This is a genomic window from Azospirillum sp. UENF 112521, assembly GCF_058780665.1.
Window position 1 is genome coordinate 413,452 of the sequence record NZ_JBSNCI010000004.1, and the last position, 26,380, is coordinate 439,831.

Consider the following 26,380-nt stretch of genomic DNA (forward strand, 5'->3'; position numbering starts at 1 on the left):
GCGCCCGACGGCGCAGCGTTCGCCTCGAAGGCTGTCGGGGCGTCCCTGCTTTGTCAGCCGAGCAGGGTATCAGCCGAGCGGGGCGTCGGGATAGGGCCATATGGCGGGAGCCGCCAGCGGCTGGTCAGGGCCTCGGTATCTGGCCCTGACGCTCCGGTCGCAAATGGCGTAGCCCCAGTTCACGAGGCGCTTCGACGTCTCCCGACCCAGATCGCTCAGGCGGGTCGGCACCCGGGCGAGCTCGTCCGTCAACTTCTGGCTGCAGGGCAGCGCATCCGGCGGTGCGAGCTTCTCCGGATCGGTGTCGATCCCCCAATAGGCGCCCATGCGGTCGCGTGGATCCGTCCAGCCGTCCGGGCGCTTCTCGTCGCCGAATCGGGCGTTGCCACGCTTCATTCGGTCGATCAGGTCGCGGCGGCGCAAGGCGCGTATTTGGTTGTCGGTGACGTCGAGAATCCGCCGCAGCTGTCCCAACCAGTCCGTGGCCACTGCGGCCGACCGGGTGAATGGTGCGCCTCCATCGCTGACGAAAAGGGTCATGTACCGTTTGACGATCGGCTCGATGCCTTGATTGTCGTATACGCCGCCATCGGTGAGGATGACGCGGGCACGTAGGTCGTCCAGGTCTTTCAGCGGGGGGGTGGGGCGGGCATCTGGCCAGTCCGAGAAGGCGCCGATCGGTGGCTTGAGCACCAGCGGAGAGAGGACAGGCGGGAAGGCGGAGGACGCCGCCACCGCTTCGGCGACCAGGAAGTCCGGCTTCTCAATGCGGCCGACCAGATAATCGCCGGCGTAGGGTTTCGAGAACCGCCAGAGCACACCAGTCTGCAGGTTGGTGGCACAGAACACGAACCGCGGCTCGTCCGGCATGCCGGCGAGCGTGATGTTCCCTTCGATGATGTGCTCATAGCTTTTCGCCAGCGTCTCCGCCGCGGAGGTCCAGGGGAGAAGCCCGGTGATGGCGTCCACCACGTCGATGTGCCGGGCGGAGAAGTCGAACAGAGACTCGACGACCAATTCGCGGAATCCTTGGAGCACCGGGTTTCCGGGAACATGCATGGCGGTCCACACCGAGGCCAGCCGGCCGACGGTGATGGAGCCGCCGGAAACGGACGACACGCGCTTGACTTTCGAGAGCAGGCCGAGCTCGTTCAGCCGCATCAGGGCGCCGGCGTGGAACAGCATGGCACGGAAGCCGCCACCGGACGCCCCGAGACCGATTCCCGACTCCAGACCGTTGCCTTCCCAGCGGAAGGAAGCCGCACGCTCGTCCAAAGTCGGCTCCGGCGGAGCGCCGGACACGGAATCGTCCGTTTTTTCCGTCATGTCGTTCTCCCATTCGCTGGTGGGGGGTACAGGTTTTCCGAGGTCTGCGAGACCGATCGGAGTGCTCATCCGTCCGTGATGTGCTGCATCCCGGCAATTGCGTCTTCCCAGGTGTCGGTCGAGAGGTCCTGAGCCTTCCCATACCGCCAAACGTATACTTGGAGGCCCTGCGATGTGCCGCGACGCCAAGTTTCTCGTGCGATTCGGAAATTGTCTCGCAAGATAATAATTTTGAAGTCTAAGTATAACGGCTTTAGGCTGCGTCGAAATAGTCCTCCTGATGGGCTTGCCATTTATCGAATGGTATCCAGACAATTCGCCAAATGGGAGCTTGTTTTCCAGGAAAGATTGTGATGACACTTGAGTTATATGGTGTGCCGTTAGTGGGCATCACCAGTTTAGATGATGCCACCTTCTCAATTTTTCCCTTTATGAGCGTGGGCCGGGCGGGTGGTCGCGCGGGCCCGTAGTCGCACATGCCCAGGCGCATTGACCGGGAGGACGAGGCGTGACGCACAGCGATCTGATTCCCGACCCAGTGTGGCGCAAGCTGCGCATCTTCGCCTTCGACCCGAGCCTGTCGAGCCAGTTCGACACGTCGGCCATCGGCGAGATCACCATCGCCATCCCCTGGGAGCCCGACTTGCAGCCGGGCCCGGTCGGGGAATATATCGAGGTGGTCGATGTCGACCCGGCGAGCGGCACCGCCTATCGGCCGGTGGACCTGAACGACCCGCGCATCCTCGCCCAGGACGGGCTGGCGCCGTCGGAGAGCAACCCGCAATTCCATCAGCAGATGGTCTATGCGGTGGCTATGGCAACCATCGGGCATTTCGAACGGGCGCTCGGCCGGATTGCCTTATGGTCCGCGCATCGTAGCGAGCGTTTCGAGGTGCAGTTCGTGCGCCGGCTGCGCATTTATCCGCATGCCCTGCGGGACAGGAATGCCTACTACAGCCCGACCAAGAAGGCGCTGCTGTTCGGCTATTTCCCGGTCGGACGCAGAGATGCCAACAACGCGCCAGGCACTCTGGTCTTCACCAGCCTGTCACACGACATCATCGCGCACGAGACAACGCATGCACTGCTCGATGGCGTCCACCCACGCTTCGGCGAACCGGTCAACCAGGACGTCCTCGCATTCCACGAGGCATTCGCCGACATCGTCGCGCTGTTTCAGCGCTTCTCCTATCCGGGCGTGCTGCGTAACCAGATCGCTCGCACGCGCGGCAACTTGGCTGGAGAGAATCTCCTCGCACAGCTGGCCCAACAGTTCGGCAGGGCTTCCGGCCGCGGCAGCGCGTTACGCGATGCGCTCGGCCGGATCAACCCGGATACTGGCCAGTGGGAACCACACAAACCGGATGTCCATGCCCTCGACAGCGTCGGCGAGGCGCACGCACGCGGAGCGATCCTCGTGGCCGCCGTGTTCGGCGCCTTCCTGAAGGTCTACCGGTCCCGTACGCTCGACCTCTACCGGATCGCTACGGAGGGGACCGGCGTGCTCCGTGAAGGCGAGATCCATCCCGATCTCGCCAACCGCCTTGCCGACGAGGCGTCGCGCTGCGCCAATCAAGCGTTGCAGATGTGCATCCGCGCCATCGACTATTGCCCGCCGGTGGGGATCACTTTCGGCTCCTATCTGCGCGGCATCGTTACAGCCGATTACGACCTCAACCCCGACGACCTGGACGGCTACCGCCTCGCCTTCGTCGAGAGCTTCCGGCAGTGGGGCATCTATCCGGCCGGGATGCGCAGCATGTCGGTAGGCGGTCTGCTGTGGCCGAGCGGCGAGGAGGCGATGGAGGAGGCCGGCATCGGCGTCTCCCCTAAGGAGGTGAGCACGCTGTTCGACACGCTGGCTGACGAGGAAATGGACATCGAGGGACTGGCTGCCGAGGATGCCGCCGACAAGGAGGATCCGCAGTCCGCCGGCCGTGAATCATCCAGGAAGCTGCAGCCATGGAACCTCGAAGGCGATCGCCGCAGGACATGGGAGGGGATCGGCACCAACGCGGTGGTTCTCTGGCGATGGCTGGTTCATGGCAGAGGACGAGAATTCGCCCCGGCCTTTGGGATCGAACTGGAGCCGGAGCGCGTGCCAGCAACGGTCTTCCGGTCTCGGTCCGGCGGCGTCGCCATTGAGGTCCATTCCGTCCGCACGGCATTGAGGCGGACCCTGCGCGGCTCCACCCTGCCGACCCTGGTCGTCGAGATCACTCAGCGACGGCGCGGCTATTTCGACCCCGCCCTGCAGCGGTGCAAGGATGCCGAGAAAGACCTGAGCCGATCGGAGCAGGGCGATTTCCGCTACCGGTCCGGCTGCACGCTGCTCATTGACCCGGTGACCATGCAGGTGCGCCGGGTCATCCGTACACCTGCAACCATCGCCGACGATGCGGCGCTGGATCGGCAGCGCCGCTTCCTGACGGAAGGCGGGCTAGAGCCGCCGAACGCCTTCGCGATCGCGCGGGCGAGGTCGAGGACGCGCGAACCCTTCGCGCTGCTGCATCGGGACAGTGAGGGAGCGTGACATGTCGGTCGATGAACAGACCCAGACTGCCGATCCAGCCACCGCCGCAACGGCGCCCAAAGCGTCCCGGCTTATTCCGCTGCAAGGCACCGCGGTCGTGCGGCTGTACCGCACCGGGCATGGGGACTGCTTTCTGCTCGCCTTCCCAGGCGAGATCGATGACGAGCCCGCCTACGTTCTCATCGACTGCGGCTACAAACCCGGGTCGCCATGTAAAATCAACACTAAGATCGCCGACATCGCGCAGCACATCGTCGACAGCACCGGCGGGTACATCGACGTCGTCGTCATGACGCATGAGCACCAGGACCACGTCAACGGCTTCACCAAGAAGAATTTCAAAGATTTGAAGATCGGCACCTGTTGGATGGCGTGGACCGAGGATCCCGAGGACGCTCTGGCCGAAAAGCTGCGCATCCGGTTCAAGGACCGCATCCTGGCCCTGATCGAAGCACGCCACCGTCTGGCCGCCGATGGCGGCGACGAGGAGGAGGTCGGGCGGATCGACGACCTTCTGGCCTTCGAATTGGGGGGAGACGAGGAGACACTGGATCTCGATGCCGTCGGCCAGGAACTGTTTGGAGCCGCCGGGAGCGGGGTCTCCATGAACAAGCAGGCGATGAAGCTGGTCCGGGAGCGCGCGAAGCACGGTGCGCGCTATCTCATCCCTCACGAGGAGATCATGACCATTCCCGGAACCAGGGACGTCCGCGTTTTCGTCCTGGGACCGCCGCGCGATGAGGAACTGCTCGACCTGCTCGACCCGGAAGCGGGCGAAGAATTTCATGGGGTAGCGCCGATGCGGACCTCCCTCGCCTCCTATTTTGCCGCTGCTGTGACCTCGCGCAACGGCAATGGACAGGGCGCGCCGTTCGCCACGCGCTACGCTCTGCCGTTGGAGGCAGCCTTCACCGACCGCCAGTACGGCCCTTTCTTCACCAAGCATTACGGACCGGCCGAGCCGCCGCCCAGGACATCGCCTGAGGCCGAACTCGAGGCGCCGGGTAACGCGCCCTGGCGGCGCATCGACCGGGACTGGCTGGGCTCCTCCGAGCAATTCGCCCTGGCGATGAACGACCAGACCAATAACAGCAGCTTGGTCCTCGCCTTCGAACTCGGCAAGGGGGGCAAGGTCCTGCTGTTCGCGGCCGACGCCCAACGGGGCAACTGGCTGTCCTGGGCTAAGCGCGACTGGCACGACGACGGCATGCCGGTGACGGCAAGGGACCTCCTGGCACGGACGGTTCTCTACAAGGTCGGGCATCACGGAAGCCACAATGCCACCCTGAACGGAACGGCCGACGACGAGTATCCGAACCTCGCATGGATGGGACAGGGCAAGCACGCGAAGGAATTCACCGCGATGATCACCGCGGTGCGGTCCTGGGCCGAAACACAGAAGGGCTGGGATCACCCCTTGAAGGCGATCAAGGACGCGTTGCGGAAGAAGGCCTCCGGACGGGTGTTCCAGACCGACACCGATGTCGAAGCCATGGCCCCGGAGGGCAACGGCCAGGAGGCGGCTTGGAGCGACTTTCAAAGTCGGGCCAGAGGCGAACCGCTCTTCTTGGACTACACGGTATCCCGCTGACAGACTCTGGAGGGAGGCACCGGCCATGAGGAACGCACTCTCGGTTCTGATCCTGAGCCTGTCCATGATGCTGCCCGTCCCGGCGGAAGCGGCCGAGTTGCCGGCCGTGACGTTGGGCGAGGGAGATGTCTACACCAAGTCCCTGCGCGCATTGACGATGCTGTTCGTCGTCGCGGTGCTGCTTGAGAATGCGTTCGCCATCATCTTCAACTGGCGGATCTTTCTGACCTATTTCAGCCTGAGAGGCGTGAAGACGCCGATCATGATCATCGTCAGCTTCATCATTGTGACGCTGTTCGACCTCGATATCCTCGCGGCTCTGATCAATGCCTACCAAGCTCCCCCGGGCAATGCATCGGGTTTCATGTCGTCCTTCGTCACGGCGCTGATCCTGGCGGGCGGCAGCGCCGGTGTCCACAACATCATGTCCACCCTGGGATACCGCGACCAGCGCACGGTCGAGGAGGTGGAGAAGCGCCCCCCTGGGAACGCTGCATGGCTTGCCGTCACCGTGACCCTGAAGACTGGCACCGTGGGCCCGGCAATCGTGCATAGAGGAGGGCCGATGCCGCCAAGGGGCGACGGCACCGATCCGCTGCCCATTGCCGGCACCGTCAGTTTCCGGCGACCGAGCGTGCTGGCCCTGATGCTGCGGAACAACAACCGTTTCCCTCAGAATGGGGGGTACACGCTCCAACCGAACCAGCTCTACGAGGTTTGGGTCACCGCCGAAACGGATCAGGGTGCGATCGTAAAGGTACAAGCCGGGGGCGGGCCGCTGGTGCTTGCGCCCGGCGCGATCGTCAACCTGTCGGTGACGCTCTGACTTGATCTGGGCCAGCGGAAACTGCCGCCACGAACCAAAGGGAGCACGATAGGATGAGCGTAAGCTTCTCGAAACTCCGGCAGAACTATCCGGCGGCTCCGAAGGCGGAATTCTATCAAAGTCTCGGCGGGCAATGGCCGAACCTCGTCAACGATCCGAAATACGCCAACACTTGTGCGATACGGCTGTCCGTTGCATTCATGAGGTCGGGTCTCGCCATTCCGCAGCAATACAAGGAGGCGATCACAGGGAATGGCGAACCACTTGCAATTAAGGTGAAGACTATGGGTCAGGTTGTCAACGCATTGATTGGCAAAAGTTACTGGGGAATCAGCAAGGAACCCGGCAAGAGCGTGGATATTCCGGCCAGATCAGGCATCATAGCTTATCATGTGGCTTGGAGCGATGCGACGGGGCATTTCGACCTGTGGACCGGCTCAGGCTTCGTTGGAAGCGGAAACATGTCCGACATCAAGGATGGATTCGATGTCGAGCTGTGGTCCCTGCCATAATTCAATGATGTTGCGGCAAGGCTTTCCAACAACCTTGGAGGCTGCGGGCTCATGATTTCCGGCAGCCGGTAGACGGCATCACCGTCGGACTGCTCATCGCATATGGCGGCGCGATCTTCGCCAGCATTCGCAATCTCGCGACCGAGGACTCGTCCTGGCAATACCCAATGAAGGCGTCCTGGTTCCCGGTCTACCACCCGTCGGGGCGACGATGGCGCTGATGCTTGCCGTCAGCCATGCAACAGACCTTGCCGCCAAGGCAGCAGAATCGAAGCCTCCCGCAGCCGGAGGATAACGTTTCCCGCATGTCCGACACCCAGGGAAGCCGAGGGGGATAGCCGATGATTACACGCACTTTCCGGTTTTTCGGAAATTTCCGGCTGCACAAGTCGTCGGACTCTGACGAGTTTGGATGGAAAAGCCGATTTAAGGTCGTCGGGAACTTACTGGAGATCTTCTACGTCGCCGGCCCGGAGGATAAGAAGGCTAGGGCGTTTGCACGCGTCGGCAAATGGCGAGGCTCGGCCCTGCCCGATCCGCCGGCGACACCCCCTGCGGAAGAGTGGAACGTCTTTTCGAAGACGGACGAAATTATCCAGGAGCTTCTCGAAAAGGAGGCCGTGTCTTTCTGGATCTGCGAGCCCGAAGACGGGTCCGGTACACGTGGACGCACGCTCGTCATCCACGACGCGATCGTTCTCGACCAGTATCGAGATCGCAAGGCGGACGTGCCGACCGAGCGCTTTCCCCTCGTCGCCACCTATAAGGTGAAGAAGCAGACAGCCGGTTCAATCGTCTGCTTTGGAACGGCAAACGACAAAAACTACGCCGCACGTCATTATCTTCGCATCGAAATCGCATTCGCGTTGCCGCGCCTCGGTGAGGGGGAACCCGGCGCGCTCGCGTCCGGGGTCCTGGTTCCCACGAGCCGGGACGTGGATTCCGACTTCACCAGCTCGGACGGCGCTTTTTCCGGGCGTCCCGGCGGCGCTTCCTATGATGGGGATCGCGGGGAACCGTTGGGACACTTCGGCTATTCCGACAAGGCCGAAACTTCCGGTCGGTTCACCATCCTGAACGGTAATTCCGGCCTTTGGCCGGATCACCGCGAGTTAGCGTTGAGGAGCGGTATTGGATCGCTCGGCAAGGCAAGCTCCCGCACCCTGGAAGTCCTCTCCGAGCGAAGCGCCGACGGACACGTCTACGCGGTAACCCACACATCGACGCACATGCCGCAAGGGAACGTGCTGGCGCTGATGGGCCGGCCTTATCCACGTTTCGTCACGAAGCAGATCCGTGCGGAAACGGTAGCCACCTGCAAGATTTCGGACGAGACGATAGGCCTCGCTCTTAAGACCGGACTTAAGACCGGAAAAGTAGAGATTGCCTGGGAATTGCACGTCGTCGTGCGGGCAAGGCCCGAGGCGCAGTTGTCGCCCGAGGGGGTACCCCAGGGCGGCAATGCGGCCGTCGACGACCTCCTGGGTGGTGGATTGCAGGAAGTTTCGCGCATATCGACATCCGTGCGCCAAGGATTGGCAGCAAGCCGGCGCCTGCCGCAGTCGGTGCTGCCGGTAATCGCCTTTCGGCCCAAAGCCGCGAAGATCGCCGTCCCGCTGATCGCCCTAGCGAAGATCGAAACCAAGGGCTTGCTCGGTACCGGCGTCGATCTTTTGCTTGGAGACTACAATACAGCGGCACCTCTGCCCTTCGGCGTTACCCTCGACACAAAGGCCGCGGTCGGCCGACGCCAGCCCGAAGACCGTCACCACTTGCCAGCCGATGAAGACGGGATCAATGCCATGGATCGCGTCCGCTGGCAAAGACATGCCGAGCACGACGATCCGCTCACGGTCACGATGCAAATGCCCGGCTTCGATGATGGGCATCAGTCCGACCCGTCGGCGGCAGGCTTCCCGCTTATACTCGCCTACGACCCGCGTATGGAGGAGTTGCGCGAGCGTGGCGGGTCTTCCTATACAATTTGGAACGACAACAAGGCTCAATCCCTTGGCCTATCGACCGCTCGACTGGGTTCCGTGGCCATGGCCGGCCACGCCAGGCTTCTCGTCGATGCCGGGCAAGGCGAAGAGCCGTCGGGAACGCTCCGTATCAGGCCCCCGCACCGTTCGCGGCCGGATCAGCGAGCGGCTGCGCAAGCCGCTCCGACGATCAGCTTGGAACTGAGCCTGCGCCTGGCGCTCAACGACTCCTGGTCGGTCACGGCGGACATAGCGCATGGCGATCGCGACGAGCGCCCCGCCGATATCTTGATCCGGGAGGACAGCCACGGTGGAGCGCATGACGACGACACGGGCAAGTCACCACTCGAAATGCGACTTGTCGAGGCGGTGAGGGACGACCAGGATCGCCACCTGGTCGCCGAATTGAAGGACATGTCGGCGAAACCGTCCTATCCGATCCGCTTCACGGTCCTCACCGACGCGCCGTTCTCGGCGTACCGGTTCAGCAGGCGACCATTCAACGCGAGCGGAACGGACGAATCTCTCATCGTCGCGGTCTTTGACTCCGACAGCGGCGTTTGGCAGCTGCGCAAGAGCGAGGAGGTCTATCGGTTCGACCGGCCGGCCGGCGCGGTGGGAGAAGACGCGGACAAGCCCGGGCGACTAGAATTGCATGATGCGGTGACCCGCGGCCAACCGTTGCGCCCGGCGTTGAAATCCGTCAACGGCGTGGTGCGGCGGCTGGCCGTCGATATGCGCTATTCGCCGCCCACGACTTTATGGGTGCGTCCGAGCGACCTGCAAAGGAACTACCTGCTTCCGGAATATGCGGCGCGCGACCTTTTCCGCCAGCGTGGCGACTTCGGCATCGGCGTTGGACTTGTGGCCCTGCGTTCGGAAGCCGTCTACGGCCTTGCATCGGGGCTTCTCGTCCCTCCGATCACCGACGGAGGCATCGGGCCGCGGGTCGCCGAGCTGAGCGCGGTGACCGGCATCACGCCCCTGCCGGTCGACAACAGCGCCGCCGACAAACAGGAGAAACGGTGGCGCAAGCTCCACAAGGCATTGCAGAAACGTCCGGAAAGATTGGAAATCTGGACTCTGGACCGTACGTCGACCAATCCCTTCGTTCCTGCCCATCTCAAGGCCGGACTGAATATCTCGCTCCGTCACACGGCGCTCCTGGCTCCGCCCGTCGACGATCCGCGCGTCCTCCCGGATCCGGTCGCGTGTGACGCACCGATCAAGCCGCCGCGATTTGCCGAGCACGGTCTCGCGGGTGGTGCTCTCTGGCCGATCGAGTCCGCCAATGTCGCGCGTGTCGTCGCAAGCGCCGTGACCGCCACGGGAGGCGAACTCGACAAGGTGGCGATTTCTCCGACCGGCCTGAGCGCCGACCAGAAGGCTAGCTTTCTCAACGGCTATGTGACGATCGCCACCGTCACCCGGGAAAAGCACCTGCAGGAGCATCGGGTCGAGGTCCTCGGCCGCATTGCCGGGCTATGGCATCGAGCCCGCCATATCGTGACCTTCCTTCGAGACACGTCCGAATCGGCGCAGTTCGTCTCGGAGGATACCGAAACGCGCAGCCAACGCGCGGTGATTCGAAAGCTCGACGAATTCGTCGAAATCCTTGAACCGGAGCGGCGCTATCCCGACGTGCCGGGCGTCGATCCGATTTGCACCGGTTTTCTGGAAGGCGTTCGATTCAACTCCCGCAAGATCGCCGTCAACAGCGCCTGGGGGCGCGACCTCGGGCGTTTCGGTTGGATAGTCCCGCTTTGGAACCGCGGCGAAGCCGAGATTAGGCCACAGGTCTTTCCGGAGCCGGATGTCGCCTTCCTGACCCGCGCGGAGGGACGTATCGACGACCCGATCAGTGCGCAGGAATGCCGGGACACGCAGCTGCTATACTTCTTCACGGATACCGAAGAGGGTAAGGCAGGCAATATCGATACGGACGTCTGGCCCGCGCGGGAGCATGTCGATTTTTGCCAGGCCGGCCATCCGTCCGTTCAGCGGGAAGTGTTTCGAGCGATCCAGGACTCGAACATCGTGGACCGCAAGGAAAGGCGTCCCACCGATTCCCGCCTGGTACCCGGTCTGCGCCAGTTCACATGGCGCTTGGCACCCTCCCCCGTGCGGACACGGATCAACACCGGCATGGGTGACAAACCGGTCTATGCCGGCGTCGAAAGCGTAAGCTTCATGCGAGGCTTCGAGCTCAAAGCAAAGGACATGGTCGCGCCGATAGCGGCCCTTGCCGACACCATCAGGGAGACCGCGCCGGACAGGTTGCCGATCGGGCTTATCCAGGCAGCTCTGCCGATCCGCCTGGACCAGGACAATCTCGGCGGCTTCGCAACGTTCAAATCGAAGTTTGAATCGCTCCGGGCAGAGCTGGAGGCGGCCAAGGACGAGCATGCAACCTTGCACGTGCTCGCTGAACTCAAGAAGACGATCGGTGGATTGGAGCATCCGGATGTCGCGGTCGACAAGCTGCTGAAGCATCTTGGGCCGGAGCTGATCTCGAAGGCTGCCGAGCTTGTCGGAGGCCGGGGCAAGGATATTGCCCAGGTCATGTTGAAGGCGGAGAAATCGGATTGCGGCGCGCTGGCGAAGGCGGCGACCGACGGCCTGCGTCGGCGCAAGCTGATGGTCTTGCGCGCGGTCGAGGAAGCGCAGCAGAAGACGATCGCCCAACTCGACAAGTTACCGCCGGACGTGCCGGGGGCAGAGGCGTGGATCCGCGCGACGTTGTCAGACGCGATCAAAAACGAGATCTCCGGCTTGGCGAATGAAGCCAGCCAAGTGATCGGCGGCCTGTGCGAAGGCGTGGCGACCGCCCGCGCGATCGTCGCCGATTGGAAGGTGGACGCGGACGCCGGCATCGCGCGCGCCCGCAGCCGCCTGCATGCGGCGTCTTCGGCGATCGACCGCGATAAGCCGTTTTCGCGCGACCGACTCGACCGAGCGATTGGCCAACTGGACGAAGTCGTCGGATCCGTCGGAAAGGACATCGAGCAGGCGCTCGACGAAGCTCGTCGCCGCGTGGCGTCCGAAATAGCCCATAGTGCCCGTGGCCTAGGCGCGCAGCTCACCACCGTCATTGCAAGCATCGTCAAGAAAGAGGCGGCGGCGCAGGCAAGGCTGGCATCGGTCCAGGACCTGCTGGCGGATCAGAGGTCGCAACTTGTCTCAAGGATCGAAACCCTGCCCAACTCCGCGGAGATCGCCGCGGAAGTAGGAAAGATCGAGGCGCAAATCGACAAGCTGACGGAAGGCGCGCCCAAGGAAAAGGCGAAGGTGACGCTAGCCGCCTTGAAGGGAGCGATCTTCCCTCCCGACATCGACAAGTTGAAGGCCGACGCAACACGGAAGATCGACGAAGCGACCATCTCCGCTTCCGATTCGCTCGACCTCGTGAAAAAGAGCCTCGACGAAGCGAGCACCAGCGCGGTCGAGGTCCTCGGCGGCGCGACCGGTTTCATATCGGCCTTCGCCGAGGCGGCGGAGGAGTTCGAGGTCGAAGACATCCGCGAGCTTGCCGGTACGTTCGCCGGGACGATGAGCCAAGCGGTGCGGTCCGTCGAAGAGCGCGCGAACGAGCTTTCGACATTGTGGGAGTTTGCGTCCGATGTCCTCGACCAAGTGGTCGAGGATGTGGTTGCCCGGCTCGACGCGCAACTTTCCACGATCGATAGCGCGGCCGGCACCGCGCTCGGTTCGGTGGACCGATGGCTTGCCCGTTTCGAGGGGCAGGTCGGCGAGGTCCGCTCGGCGCTGCCGAAGGCGCTGGTCGAAAGCTTCACCATGCGTGTCGTCGATCCGGCGCTCGATGCCATGCTCCAGCGCGTGGCGTGGCCCTCTTCGTCGGACGCCGAAATTTGGCTGGCCCAGGCGCGGACCGCAGTTCGCGCCGCGGTCAACGGTTTTTCGTTGCAGCTGACCGATGCGATCGACGACTTCGAGGGGCTTTCGGACGGGATGGCCGAGAAGGCCATGGATCTCTGCAAAAAGCTGGTCGGCACAAGGGACAAGCTTTTCGAGGGGGCAAAGGAGTACAAGGACGCGATCGTCGCCGATTTGACCGAGCAACTAAAGCTCGGCCCGCTCGAGAAACGGATCGCCGAGCTTGAGGCCAATTGGAAGTGCGCGAAGGACGCAGTCGATGAGCTCCAGCGATCCGCCCGCACTGTCCTCGCCGCGCTCGACGGCGTGGCGATGGAGGTGGCCTCCGCCGGAGACCACGCCCGCGCGTATGTCGACGGCGGGGTCGAACGATTTCACGAACTCCTCAAGGGCGATCCGTCTGGATTGCCGGGCAAGGCGCTTAATCTCGTCAGTTTCCTCGCCCATAGCCCGGAGATCGCAGGGCTGCAGACCAATGCCGACCGCATCCGAATGTATGGCGACCAGGCTAGGCGCGTGCTGGAGACGCCCGAAGTGCGGGCCACGCTCAACTATCTCGGGGATGCGCTGAAGGCCCTAGGCCTCGACTTCAACGTCAAGCAGATCGCCGACTCGCTCAAAGTCTCGATTCCGGAAGGCTGCAAGTTCAAGGACATCGTCTCAAGGATAGGCGGCATCGACCTGAGCCACCTGATGTCCGACACTCCGGTGTCGGACGGCATTCGCGACGCCGTGAAGGTCACGCACGACCTGGATACCAAGGCCGGCCGCGCATGGGTGAGGGTCGACGTCAATGCAGCGCTCCCGGATCGCCAGCGCATGTTTTCAATTGGTCCGTTCACGCTGTTCATGGTTAGGAGCCAGTTCACCGCCTTCATGCGCGCCGAGGCCAGCAAGGACCGTCTCAATGCCGATGTCACCGACATGGCGGAACTGCGAACCGATCTCGAGGCCGTCGTCGCCGGCCAGGTCATGCTGACGCTTGCCGACGTCAGGATCAGCTACTCAAGCAAATCCGACCTCGACTTCAAGATCGATCCGACCAAGATCCGGATCCATCAAAGCATGCGCTTCATCCAGGACATGTTCGGTTCCATCTTGGGCGGAGATGGCGTCGGCCCCCTAAAGTATCTGCGTGAGAATAAGCAGATCGTCGGCGTCGAGCATCAGTTCGCGCTTCCGCCGCTGTCCTTCAACTTCGGGACGTCGGGCGTATCGAACATCCAGATCGCGAATCGATTTTCGCTCAGGGCGTTTCCCGATTTCGTGATCGCAAACCGATTCAACCTTTCCCGCCGCGACCTTCCCTTCATTTTCTCGATCTTCGTGATAGGTGGGACAGGCTATTTGCAGGTCGACACGGAATACCGGCCCTTCGACAAGACCTTGCTGGTGGTGGTGGAGGCCGGCGTCGGCGGTTCGGCGTCGCTGGCGTTCTCGTTCGGGCCGGTCAGCGGCGGCGTCTACATCACGCTCAGCATCGTCCTTCGATACCAGAAGCGGATCGGCCCGCCCTCACAGCCCGATGACGGGCTTTCGGTATCGATGGTGCTCGTCATCGCCGGCAACGTTTCGCTTTGGGGCATGGTCACGGTCTATCTCGGACTGATGCTGTCCATGTCTTACCATGAGAGCGGGCGGATAGACGCCACCGGGCAGCTCAGCGTCGAGGTCAGGATCTCGCGCTGGTTCAAGCTCAAATATTCGACCCAGGTCCGCTACAAGCTGCGCGACGGGCGCTCGAGCACGGAGGTGGCCAGCCAGTCGAGCGTCACCGGCGAGGCGCCCGACCGCGCGAGGGATGCCCTCGAAAAGCTCCGCAAACTCGATGAGGCGAGAAAGTCGCTATGATCAATGTCATCCACATTGTCGCCGAACCCGAGCCCCCTGCCCTGCATGGTCTCGCCGATCCGTTGCGCGTTTTCGGGGTCCACCTCGCGCTTGAAGTGACGTCCGACGAGGATGTCAGCGACGAAATGGAACGGGACGCCGAGCAAACGTTCGAAGAGTTCGCCGTTCGGGCGCCGCTCGGCGAGTTTCATCTCTATCGCATCGAGGCCGGCGATGCCCACCACGTCGCCCTCCTCCCACGAAATCACCTGATGCCCGGCAATCCTCCCGGTCGCCTAGACGTCATGAAGTGGCTGCTGAAGTGCCGCGACGCGTTGCAGACGCTGAACGGGCAAGAGTCAGCAGGCGTCGCCCCGGCGTCCAAGCCAAGATTTTTCGTGACCCCGCAGCGCGAAACGGCCGATATGCGCAACGCCAGGGCCGTCGATCTGCTTCGGGCCTCTGCGCGCTGGCCGGCGCCGGTGGCGCAGCACGCGGGCTTGACAAGTGCGCTCGTCGCAAAGGCGGCAGGTCCCGGCGACGAGGTGATCGTCTTTATCCCGGTCGAACGAGGAATGCCGACCAAGGTCAAGGTGGTGGGCAAGCTCCACGAAGGAAGCCAGACGGCGCTGTATCACCTTGCGATGGAGTGGGAAGACCCCGCCGGTACGATCGTCGAGACTTTCGAAACGAAGACCCCGCTTCTGAAGCAGTACGAAGACGCCCAGCTGTCGAACGGATTGCGGCCCGACGGAAGCGTCGACATCGTGCCGCATGCCGATCCCTTGCATCGCCTTGTCGTACGGATCGAGGATAGGGCGTCATCCCTGCTCTGGCCCACGACCATTTTGGGGACTATCGCGGGCATCGATGAAGTCATGAAGGAGTTCCAACCCAAGGGCCAGGAACTATTCTCGCCCGACGGTCTCCGCTGGTTTATCCGAGCCTCGGTGGCTACACTCTTCGACCCGAGCATCACCGGTCTTCTTCTGCCGGTCTCGAACGAGCGATCGCGGGTGCGGCGCTTCGGAGAAGTGCTTGGCCGGTTGACGCGGCTCGTTGCCGGCACGTTCGAGGCCGCCGATACGCGCCTGGATGTCGACGAGCGCAAGCTCTATCTCAATCTTCACGAACGCCTTTGGGAAAAGTTTGCGACGTGGGCAACGCCGGAGACGCTCCTTCCCGAGATCGTGAAGATGTTTCCCGACCCGGATGAACTGGGGCGGATAAAGGCGTCGCTTGGTCCCAAAATGGATGCTCCGCTGATATCCCGGGATAGGTGGATGGCGGAGCTCGACCTGCTGTCCGCCGAATTGGCCAAGATCACCCAGAAGCTCGAAAGCGAAGAGGGCGTCGAAGGATGGCTCTGGACTATCCTTGACGAGACGCTGAGACCTTCGGTGGCAAAGACCGCCTATACCGACGGCACCAACCTGGACCACGTTCCCGACCTCGACGACGCGCTGGAAAAGGCATTCGCGGCCTTCCGTATCCAGTTGAACAAGGACTTCGACGCCGCCGCCGCCATGCGCAGGGACTTCGGCACGGAGGCACTCACGGCGGTGCTGGACTACGACGGCGTCAAGGATACGCCGGTCATCGCCGATCGGACACGCAAGATTCGCGAGGCCATTCGATCGAGCAACACACTTTGGCGCAGGCTGGACGACGCGACGAGTATCCCGGGTCCTCCTGGGGCCTTGGACCGGCTGTGGCTTGTGGCGCCGAAGCTCGCCGTCAAGGGCGAAGACAGCTTGCGCCAGGGGTTGGGGCCCCTTCTCGAGAGGGAGATGGCGTCCAGGCTGGATGCCCTCGTCGCAGACCCCGACGAATCCGAAAAGACGGTCTTTCGCCCGGACGACAAGCCCCAGGCGCTCATGATGCCGATCGCCTCCGCGCCGCTCGACCATTCGGAAGACTTGGGCACGCCGGAGATCCAGTCCTTGGGCGCCCGAATTTCCGGGCTTGGCTTTCTCGTTCGCGCATATCACCCGAACGAGGAGGCGGACAAGACGAACGCGCCCATTCACGTCAGCCTTGTCGGCCTGGAGGTCGACGGTCCAAAAGCCTACAACGTCGACGTCACCGTGGATGCCACCATCCCGACCGCCGCTCCAGGCAGTTGGGGCATGTTCATTCCCTATTCCGGGTCGCCGCTTTCGAGCCCTGGGCAGTTGAAGCCCGGCTCGGAGGAGCACCCCGCCGCCATGGCGCCCTTCACTGAAGCGTCCACGGCGATGTCGGCCTTTGCCATGAAAGAGGCGATCTACACGAAACATGAACCGGTGCCGACGCTCGCCTACGGCCTGGTCTACGGGTTGTCGGCCTTCTGGGTACCGTCTTCGGGACTATTGCCGAGCGCCGTCAGCACGCGGATCGGTTCCGGTTCCGCAACCGCAATCGCACCTTTTCTCCCCAAAGCGCCCGGACCCGACGATCGCATGTTTTGGCCGTCCGGCTCGGGTTGGGCATGCCTGCGGCGAACGGCGATCTCGGAAACGCCGCTTGCCGCCACCGACGGGACCGAGCTTCGAGAAGACAGCCTACCCGGCGACGTGCATCCGATCAGTTTCGATGACCCTCGGATCGCGTTGGAAGGCTTGCCTCGATCGTCGCGGTGGCGGGACATTTATCGCGCCGGCGATCGTCTTGGGGCCTTGGGCAAGGATGACGGACTTCCGCTGGCCAAGGACGATCGCGTGACTGTCGAACTTCATGAGGTGATGGTCGACCAAGCCTTTGATATCCACGATCTCATCGTCGTCATCAAGACTCATCCAGATGGAGAACACGGTCTGGTGGAAGCGGCATTCAATCCCGGGACGCGAACGATATCGCTTCGCTTCCATCCTCCGCAGGAGAGGTACTGGCTTCGCCTGAAACTGGCTTCGGGCGGGGCACAGGCATTGAGCTTCGCCGACCCGATGAACGAGAAGGGGCAGGCGAACAGCGACCGGAAGGCCAATCTGCTTTTGCTTGCCCCCGGTGCGGGCTGGACGCGTCCATCCGAGCGAACGATCAGGTTTTCGGTGCCGTTGGCGTCCATCGAAGACGTCGAACGTTGGGGCCGGAACACGGCGTTGTGGTCTCAAACATGTGGTTCCGGCGACAAGAAGAAGACCCAGGATCTTCTCAGGGCCCTGCGCGAGGCGCGAGCTCTTTTCGAAGTGATCGGCGATCCGATGAAAAGCATGATGCACAAGCTGCCCGACCCGGCGGTCAGCGGCTTCCTCATCGGCGCGGCCTTTGCGGACTGGACGGTCGAACCCAAGTCCGGACGACGGGAAGCGCAGGAACAGTTCATTCCGGTGCGGCCCTATGATCCAAGCTTTCTCGACACATACAAGCCTATCTTGACCGACGATGACCACAAGGACCAATCCTCGTTCCGCCGCGCCGTCCTGAGAGTGAAGGCCTTCGTGAACGCAATCTTCCAGGCCGCCGAGCACAAATTGAGTATCGTCGCAAAGGGCCCCGACCTCGAGTTCGAAGACCACCAGCTCAGGGTTCCCGTCGGCACCGCGACACACCTTTGGATCACCCCGGCCGTGGATCGGGAATTGTTCGAGACGTCGCCGGAGACGGGGAAGATCCGAGGGATCTTCGACCCACGGATGAGACAACTTGCGGTCGGATCGACGTCGCAGGCGTCGACTGGCTATTTCCTCTTCGACGGTGTTCGCCTGGTCGTCGAGGCGATGGCCGAATTGGCCGACGTGACCGGCCTCGTTGGAAAGGAGAGCGGCTCGAAGCTCGGGCATCTCCCTTCAGACGTGGTGTCCATACGCCTCCACGGCACGTCGCGAAGCTTCTCGGTCGACGCTGCCCCCGCTCTCTCGCTGCGATTGTTCTCGCGCGCCAGGCTTTCCACCCAGCAATGGTCCTTCACCGGCCGGCCAATCTATCACTGGATTGATCCGACGGATGGCAGGCCGCAGCCTGGGCCTGTCGTCCCCCTCGGCAGAACACGGTCAAGCGTGCCAAGCCAAGTGGTTCCCATCGAGGTTGGCGACTTTGAAACCGACGCGTTCGGGACACGAGGCGCCGAGGGGAATCCGCGCTTGTTCCGGTTGCGCCCGGCTGAGGAAACCACCCCGTTGATGGACTATCAATGGCCGGAGCGATCCGCGACCTACTATCGCTTCAAGCTCGAAATGGTATCGCGCTACGGCCCGTTGATGGATGGCCGGCGGACGTGGCTGGCGACCGCGGACTGGGCCGCGCGCGTGGCCGTGCTGGCGGATCTCGACGCGGCACCGCTGGCGCGTCCCCAGTTACGGGCCTTCATCCCCTTGCTTGGAAGCATCGAAGAGGCAACACGGACATCGCTGACATGCGTCCTTTCGGAACAACCCTTCGCCTTCCTCGGATTGGCGGGGCGCGTCTGCGCGGAACTGTCCATCACCAACAGGTTCGTCCTCAAGGACGACGGCTCCGGGACACGACGCCTGAGGCTGGAGGACGTTCGCAAGCAGTTCAGCCCGGATCCTCGCCTCAGCTACTACAGCGTGCCCGCGGAACGATCGAAGGCGGCAACCTTGCGGACCGAAGGGCCAATCGGGCTGCATTTCGATGCGCCGAATGCCCCGGATCCGGCCTGGTCGAACAGTCAGTACGTCATCCACGTGGACGCTTCACAGGAGGGGGACGGTGCGTCGCCTGAAGAAATGGAGGAAAGCTTCCTCGGGATCCAGCTCACTCGGTTCGCGGATCCCGGCTGGTGCTGGATGGATCCGAAAACGCCCCGAACGTCGAACGTCGCAACAGACACGTGGATCGACGCCGCATTACCCTTCGAGATCCGGTCCGCCGAAAAGGCGCCGGGGCAGTCCGACACCTACGTCAAGGTCGGTGACCAAGGCGTCGAGGTGCTTAGGGCGGCGCTGTTCAAGGATGGTGGCGACGGATACGTGACCTTATGGCGCAAACCCGTCGTCGCCGTCTTGCTCAAGCCTATGGGCGACAATCGGTTCCGTCTCAGTCTCTTCTGCAAGGAGAGCGATAGTCTTGCCGGCGCCGGCGTCGACCAGCCGCGGCTTGTCTCGTCGGTGATCTTCGCGGCCGCCGGCCCCGTCGTATTGTCGGGGAAGGTTTCGACCCGGCCGACGCGGCAATCCGAAGCGACGATCATCGAATGGGCGCGCACGTCTCGCGACATGCGGCAACTCATGGTCTCCCAGCCGCAAGAAACCGAACCGCAGATGACATTGGTTTCTGCACTGAAAGGCTTTTTCACACCCGCAGCCGCGGCCGGACAGTCGACCATGTCTGGACGGGGTCTGTTCGTATTTCACAAACGCGGCAAGGGCCTCGTGCGCGTGGGCAGTCCCGTTTCGCGGCGGCCTAATCCGCTTCACGTGCATCGTCGCCTGATGCTGGTCTTCACTAAGGCGTCCGAACAGGTCGGCCATCAGGTCGACCTCTTCCACGACGCCGTCCTTGCCGACGAGTGGGGCGCGGCAACCATCCGTGCCGGAGACGACCTCTCGGTGAAGGTCGGTGAAATCGAGCTGCGCGCCGAGATCCACCAAGTAAAGAACCAGGCCCCGGACGCCGATGTCGGCGATCGCTACAAGACCGCGAAATTCGATCTTTTCGCCAGCCATAGTTCTGGAATAAAGCAGCTGCGGCTGCATGTCCGCGCGGCGAACACACCGCTCGACCTGAACCGTCTGCAATTCGAAATCAGCGACCCCGGGAACGCCGTGCCGCTCTTCAAGAAAGTCGGTTCGGCCGGAATTGACGACGACGACGACAAGGTTGAGGGCGTCGATCTGATCATTTACCGCGAGGCCGATGGCGCGGCGTCGCTGCATGCCTGCTGGCGCAACGCAAAAGGCGAGAGCCGGTATCGGAAAATGACGCTGGAAGCGGTGGACGGGAGTCCGCATATTACCAAGTGGTCGGACTTGTGTCATCTGGAAACGCTTGGACTTCGACTGATCGACAACACGGCATCGGAGCGCTGGGTCGATATCTCCATCTTGCAAAGCAGGATGCCTTTCGATCCGGAGGCTCCAGACGCGTTCGATTTCGACTGGTTGTTTGGAACCGACACAACCCCCCTCCCCGCCGCAGTGAGCATGCCAATCTTGAATCGGCTCCCCGAAGCGCAAGTGAGCCTGCTCGGATTGTCCGACGTTATCCCGGTCGAAAGTGCCGCAACGGGCGTTTAAGTTCCCCCGAATGGAGATCTCGTTTTCATATGCAAACAGGAGTGTCAATCGGCTTGAGATAGGGGTTCATCCGCGCATTCGGTGCTGAGACGGACGGCTCGTAGCTATTGGTGCACATGTGAAGCGGGGAGATTCACATGATGCAGATCTCGGATCACGCCCTGCCGCTGGTGCCGGCCGGCCTTCAGGCGACGGCGGTTATGATTGAGCAAGATCGCATCGTCGTCACCGCCGGAACGATTGGAACGGTGGCAACTTGTCCGACCTGCGGAACGGGATCGGACCACGTTCACAGCCACTATTGGTGCACCATCGCTGACTTGCCGTGGCAGGGACGTCAGATCGTTCTGCGGGTTCAGGTGTGAACCAGCAGCCAACCGGGACCACGAACCGACGCACCACAGTCACTTGAAGTGGTTGAGAAAAATTCTGCTGGGGTGCGGTCTTGATCGGCGCCGATCAGGATCCTACCTCGGTGATTAAAATTCATTCATTTATAAAGGGCTACATCGCTTCTGATGGGGTCCCGCTTGCGAGCCGATTCACAATCGGCGCCATCGGCTCTGCTCGGATCAGGCGCAGCAGTGTGTCACCACTGACCGGCATGGCGAGCCGGGAGGACAGACGGGCGCCAGGATTTCCGCCAGCACTCAGTGCAATGGCGCGCTGCGCCTCGGCAAGCCGCCGGGTGCGCCGGACCCGAGGGGCCGCCACTGTGGGCAGCGGCTCGGCGAAGATGCGGCGGGCACAGTCCGCCGCCGCACACCGGAAGCGGCGAACCTGCAGGTGGAGTTCGCCAATCCGGCCCTGCCACGGCGGGTCGCCCAGATGTCGGGAGTACCGACTGTGGACGCGTGCGGAGGGGCGACGGCACAGCGGACAGGTCGCCTTTGTGGCCCGCATGTGGGCCGTAATGGCTATGCGATCAGCGTCGACCGAAACCCGGTCGACGACAAGGCCGGCTGGGAGCAACGAAAGCAGTGATTTGGACAAGGAAACCGGTGCTCTGCAGGGAAAGGAGTTCCCTCTATGTGCTCATCCTCGCGTCGATCTGCATCGGGGATGCACCGAGAATGCGGATGGGCCAAACTTCATTCGGCCTTTACAGTTGGTGCAAATCTCGGTGCGTTGACGAACTGCGCCGGCGTGTTGCAGCGAGGCGAGCGGTGCAAGAGACGCCCCAGCTCCGTTGGTGATCAGGCAACGCGTACGGAGTTCGGGCGTCCGAGGTCGAGCATGCGGTTGAGGAAGATGACGCCAATGGCGACTTCGGTGACCTGCGCCTGATCGGAATGGAAGCGCTGCGCCTCGCCGAAGACGCCCTTCCAGCGCGCCATTTGGCTCTCCACGCCAGCCCTCTTGTTGTAGCCGCTGGTCTGCTGCCACGTCATCCGTCCGGTCTCGGTGATCATCTGGATGTGACGGTCGCGTTGGGTGGGAGCGGTCTCGGCCGTGTCGCTGAGCACGGCATCGCGGCGCGGTGGCGCCACCACCGCGGCTTCGGGATTGCGCCCGTGGACCGCCGCATAGACCCCGGTTCGGTCGTAGACGCCGTCGCCCGCAATCGAGGCGACCGGCTCGGCGACTTGGTCGAGCAAAGGAGCAACCTGCGAGGCATCATCGACATCGCGGTCGGTCAGCATGGTCGCGACGATCCGCCCGCTGCCCATGTCCATCCCAAGGTGCAGGACGCGCCAGGAGCGCCGCCGCTTGGTGCCGTGCTTCTCAATCAGCCATCCGCCCGGTCCGCACAGCTTCAGCCCGGTGCCGTTCAGCAGCAGGTGGACGGGCCCACCGCTCGAGCGCGGCGCCGAGGGCAGCGTCACCGTCCGGGCACGGCGGGCGATGGTAGAGTGATCCGGAACCGCCAGATCCACACCGAGCAGATGGAGAATAGAGGCGAGCAGCCCCTCGGTCTGCCGCAGCGCCAGCCGGAACACCGCTCTCAGCATCAGCGCTGTGGTGATCGCCAGGTCCGAATAGCTCGCCTGTCCACCCGGCGTTCGGCGCGGCGCCGCTTTCCACTGCTCGATCGCCGTCTCGCTGACCCAGAGTGTAAGGCTGCCACGCTGGCGCAGGGCGGCATCGTACTCGGACCAATTCGTCACTGTGCGATTCGGCCGGGAAATGTATGGCGACGAGCGGCATTGGCCTTGTACGGCATAGCGGGCGACCAGAGCGGAGACGGGGCATGGACCTACGACACCGACCGCATCCATGCAACACGGCGGCGAGTTGACAGAAAGAATGCGACCTTTCATAAGCTGATCTTGCTGAAGGACTTGCGACCGGGAATGGCAAAGGCGCCCCATGGAACTCCTCCGAATTGCCGTTGTTTCCGCGCCATCGGCGCGGCGTCATGCCCGCCTGATTGCCAATGACCTCGACCTGCATCGCACGGATCGCCGGCAGTTCCGCGCCGACGTGCTCGATCCGCACCGCGATCGCGATCTCCGCGCCCTTGCCGCACGCCCATACGATGCGGTGGTCCTGCTGCTGTCGCGGGATTTGGACCTGCCGCCGAAAGCGCAGAGACGGATTCGCGATTTGCGCAATCATGCCGACATGGTCGGCCTCTCCCTCGATCAGGCTTCCCCGGCACTGGCGTCTTTTGTCGACCAGTTGGGCATCCATATCGGGCGCAGGCACATACCGCTGGCCATGGCGGCCGAATATGAAATGCGGATTGCGCTCGGCATCCTCTGCTCCAGCATCGTCATCGGCCTTCTATTGAAAGAATGGCAGACCGACTCCGGCAATCCGGAAAGCCTGTTGAGCTATCGCAAGCACCATTTCTCGTTCAATAAGGAAAATCCCTTGCCGGGCTACAACCTTGCCCGCGAGCCGTCGCTTTCTGGTTCCTCCGCAAGCCGGCTTTACGGTCATCTTGTTGTCTATGGACCTTTTGCCTTCTTTATGAATGTCCATAGAAATCGGAAGGAAATGCAAGATTTCTTCAATGGTCTCGCAGCCATTCAAAAGGAAGGCGATGAATCCCTATCAATTGCATTTCTCAGATTTTATGAGAGTCTCCCCGGCGAGGAAATAAGTTCTACAAAGCTGAAACTGCACGACCTCCTCGTCCGAATTTACAGGGGATTGCCGGCTGTCGGCAGTGTGCGCGACGCCTTGATCTTCGCTCCCAAGGACGCCAAGCGATATCTCGACGAGATGGAACTGCCGGGTGAATTGACCGCGGAGGCCGGCCTGCTTCTGCGTGCCTATGCAAGCGTGCAGGCGGAGCCGAGCCCGGCATCCCTGACCGAACCGAGCAGCGCCGGGCTGCTGGAACTGGATCGGGCGCTGCGCGCCACCTATGCGCCCAAATTGCTCTTGAACGGACAGCTCAAATCCCCGCTTTTCCAGCGCGTGCCGCTGGACGAGGTGTGGGCCGCCTGGGTGGAGGCCCGTCGCCCCGACATGATCGACCGCATCCGCCAGGCGGCGACCGAGGGGTACCGCAGCGCCATGCTGAAGGGCAGAGGTCAATAAGCATGGGTGCCGTCCCGTCGCCCCCGCCCCTTCCTGCCTCCCCGACGATCCAGCAAGCCTCGCTGAACGCCTTGGCGAGCGTGGTGGAGACCGTGTCCGCCGGGCGGACGCTGATGTTCGTCGGCTCGGGAGTGTCGATCGACAACGAAGGCACTGATGCCCGCATGCTGATGGGCGCGCTTCTGTTGCGCCTGACCGCGTTCCGCGAGGTTCTGTGCGTCTCCCGCGCCGTGCTGGGGGTGACGGCGGCCACGGACGCGATGGACCAGATCTGGAAGTCCTTTGCGGGCTTCCTTTGGATGAAGCCGTCCGCCATCGCCGCCGCCGCCGCCGATGACGTTCTGGTCGCCAGCAGCCTGTCGGGAATGGCCGATCAGTATTACGAGGTGAACGAGTGGTTCTGTGAAGCGTTCGGCGAATTGATCAAGGCCTTGGACGGGGTCACCGACACAACGGTGGGACTCCTCTCCGTCCTCGTGGCAGTCGAAGAGCGCCGATTGTCCGCGACGCTGCATGCCAAGCTTGCCGGCGGCACGATCACCCTTGGGAATCCGCAACGACTCTCGCTTGCGTTTTACGTCGGCTTCGCGCACGCGCTTTGCGCGATGAAGCATGAGGGCGTTCAGCCCTACACGACGGCCGGAAAGGCGCTGTTCCTCGATACGCTTGGTTTCGCCGGCTCCGACATCATGGGTGGAGAACCGGGCGGCACCGACCGGACCATGGTTCGCAACAGCTATCTGAGGGGCGGCGGCGCCGACCGTCTCCTTCCCCGCCAGCATGCCCTGGCCCGTCTGGCGCGCGAGGGGCTGCTTCCTGTTCTGCTCACTACCAACTTCGACACGCTGGTCGAAGGCGCTTACCGGCTGAACGGCTTCCGGGCCAACGATCCGGCCTGTCTGGAGGAGGGGCCGACCGTTTACGTCATCACCCAGCGGCGGCAGTATTTCGACTGGGGAGCCGGACCGGATGGCGCCCGTGTCCTGAAAATCCATGGATGCGTGCGTGGTTACGGAAAGGTGCGCGCCAGCGCCGAACCCGATCTGAGGCTGTTGTGCGGATCGCCGGCGGGCGCTCCGGTGCTCGATAGCCAGCGGGAGTCGGCGCGGCAGATGCGGCGCGCGCTCGCGGCGATCGTCTATACCTACCGCGAAATCCAGCATTGGCGCGACGATGCCTGGTCACGCGACCTGCTGCGGTCGCTGATCCGCACGCATGACGTGGTGTTCATGGGATATTCCGCCCGGGATCCGGTGATTCATGACACGTTCCGCAGCGTCTACGAGGAGATGGGACGCGCCGGGGGACCCCGCAGCACGCGGGAGACCTGCGCCTATTTCTTCGAGGCAAGCAGTGCTCCGGGGGAGAGTCCGAGCTTCCACTCCGGCGCGCTGCTGCGGCAGGCAAGGCTGGCGGCGGGACAGGATCACGCGGCGCTGGTCGAGGATCCGCATCGCATCCACCTGCCTTTCCGGTTGCCGGGCGGCGCGGTCACCGCGGACTACGACGTGATGCTCCGTTGGCTGTATCACGGCGTCGTCCGCCGTCTGCAAAGACGGGCGCTGGAAACCCACTTGGACACCGTTTACCGGATGATTCAAGGAACGCCCGCGCCGCTGTTGGACCGTGACCGGCTGCTCGCCGCCTTCGACGGTCTCGTCGCCAGGGAAAAAGCGGATGTCGACCGGCAGGCTGCAACCGCCACCTGGAACGCCGTGGGGGTGGCCGTAACCCGGCACACCGCCTGGACCTGGACCTTCCACCCCAAGCTTCTCGCCTTGGCGGAGCGGGTCCGCCGGTGGGCGCGCGGCGTGGTCCCGCCCGATGCGTTCGTCGCCTACACCGAGCAACCGGCCACCACCGCCTGGTTCGCGGTGGTGGAGCTTGCGATACATGCGCTGGCCGCCGGCGCGCCGACAGGAGCCAGCGTGTACGAGCCAGCCCTTACCGCGACCGCGATAGTCCCGACAATGGCCCCCGGAGCGACGGCGCCGGTGGTCAACCTGCTGGCGTTCGTCGCCGCCGGGCTGACCGTCGCCCCGTCGCGGGCCATCACCGGCTACACCGTGCACACAATGGTCCTGTCGGCCACCGCGTCTCGGGGGGGCGCGCGCTCCGCCGACCGGATCCTTCTCGACCTCGCACTCGGTGCCGGATCGTCTCTCCCCGCATTGGCGCGCAGGTCTCTGAGCCTGGTTTGAGCAAGGGAACGGCCCGA

The 26,380-nt window shown here is 63.1% G+C and carries 10 protein-coding genes and 2 pseudogenes; 9 read left to right on the plus strand and 3 right to left on the minus strand.

The genetic code is table 11. The features are described 5' to 3' along the window. Nucleotides 1-69: 69 nt before the first annotated feature. A complete protein-coding gene (locus tag ACWPN8_RS22585; protein WP_492242358.1) occupies nt 70-1,326 on the minus strand; it encodes a patatin-like phospholipase family protein in 1,257 nt (418 codons plus the stop codon). Between the two features lie 508 nt (nt 1,327-1,834). Between ACWPN8_RS22585 and ACWPN8_RS22590 the strand changes: the two genes are divergently transcribed. The 7 genes from ACWPN8_RS22590 to ACWPN8_RS22620 all read left to right on the plus strand — a co-directional run bounded on the left by ACWPN8_RS22590 (nt 1,835) and on the right by ACWPN8_RS22620 (nt 21,035). After that, nucleotides 1,835-3,859, plus strand: coding sequence for a hypothetical protein (locus ACWPN8_RS22590; protein ID WP_492242359.1), 2,025 nt, complete (start codon nt 1,835-1,837; stop codon nt 3,857-3,859). A gap of 1 nt (nt 3,860) precedes the next feature. Next, the gene (locus ACWPN8_RS22595; RefSeq protein WP_492242360.1) at nt 3,861-5,450 is read left to right on the plus strand and encodes a ComEC/Rec2 family competence protein; all 1,590 of its coding nucleotides are present in this window, start codon (nt 3,861-3,863) and stop codon (nt 5,448-5,450) included. A 25-nt stretch (nt 5,451-5,475) separates the two neighbouring features. After that, complete coding sequence (locus ACWPN8_RS22600) at nt 5,476-6,276, plus strand: hypothetical protein (RefSeq protein WP_492242361.1); 801 nt, start codon at nt 5,476-5,478, stop codon at nt 6,274-6,276. Between the two features lie 53 nt (nt 6,277-6,329). After that, entirely contained in the window at nt 6,330-6,788 is a 459-nt protein-coding gene (locus ACWPN8_RS22605) for a T6SS effector amidase Tae4 family protein (protein WP_492242362.1), read from the plus strand. Nucleotides 6,789-7,129: 341 nt separating this feature from the next. Then, nucleotides 7,130-14,515, plus strand: coding sequence for a hypothetical protein (locus ACWPN8_RS22610; RefSeq protein ID WP_492242363.1), 7,386 nt, complete (start codon nt 7,130-7,132; stop codon nt 14,513-14,515). Further along, nucleotides 14,512-20,670, plus strand: a complete 6,159-nt coding sequence (locus tag ACWPN8_RS22615; RefSeq protein ID WP_492242364.1) for a hypothetical protein — start codon at nt 14,512-14,514, stop codon at nt 20,668-20,670. The genes ACWPN8_RS22610 and ACWPN8_RS22615 overlap by 4 nt, the downstream gene beginning before the upstream one ends. 137 nt (nt 20,671-20,807) lie before the next feature. Continuing rightward, entirely contained in the window at nt 20,808-21,035 is a 228-nt protein-coding gene (locus ACWPN8_RS22620; RefSeq protein WP_492242365.1) for a transposase family protein, read from the plus strand. A 181-nt stretch (nt 21,036-21,216) separates the two neighbouring features. Here the strand turns inward: ACWPN8_RS22620 and ACWPN8_RS22625 are convergent. Then, nucleotides 21,217-21,663 (minus strand): annotated as a pseudogene (locus ACWPN8_RS22625) (transposase family protein); the annotation flags it as partial. A 203-nt stretch (nt 21,664-21,866) separates the two neighbouring features. After that, a pseudogene (locus ACWPN8_RS22630) lies at nt 21,867-22,834 on the minus strand (IS5 family transposase). A gap of 146 nt (nt 22,835-22,980) precedes the next feature. Between ACWPN8_RS22630 and ACWPN8_RS22635 the strand changes: the two are divergent. After that, nucleotides 22,981-24,162 (plus strand): hypothetical protein, encoded by a 1,182-nt coding sequence (locus tag ACWPN8_RS22635; RefSeq protein ID WP_492242366.1) that lies wholly within the window; start codon nt 22,981-22,983, stop codon nt 24,160-24,162. 2 nt (nt 24,163-24,164) lie between these two features. After that, complete coding sequence (locus tag ACWPN8_RS22640) at nt 24,165-26,363, plus strand: SIR2 family protein (RefSeq protein ID WP_492242367.1); 2,199 nt, start codon at nt 24,165-24,167, stop codon at nt 26,361-26,363. Nucleotides 26,364-26,380 lie beyond the last annotated feature (17 nt).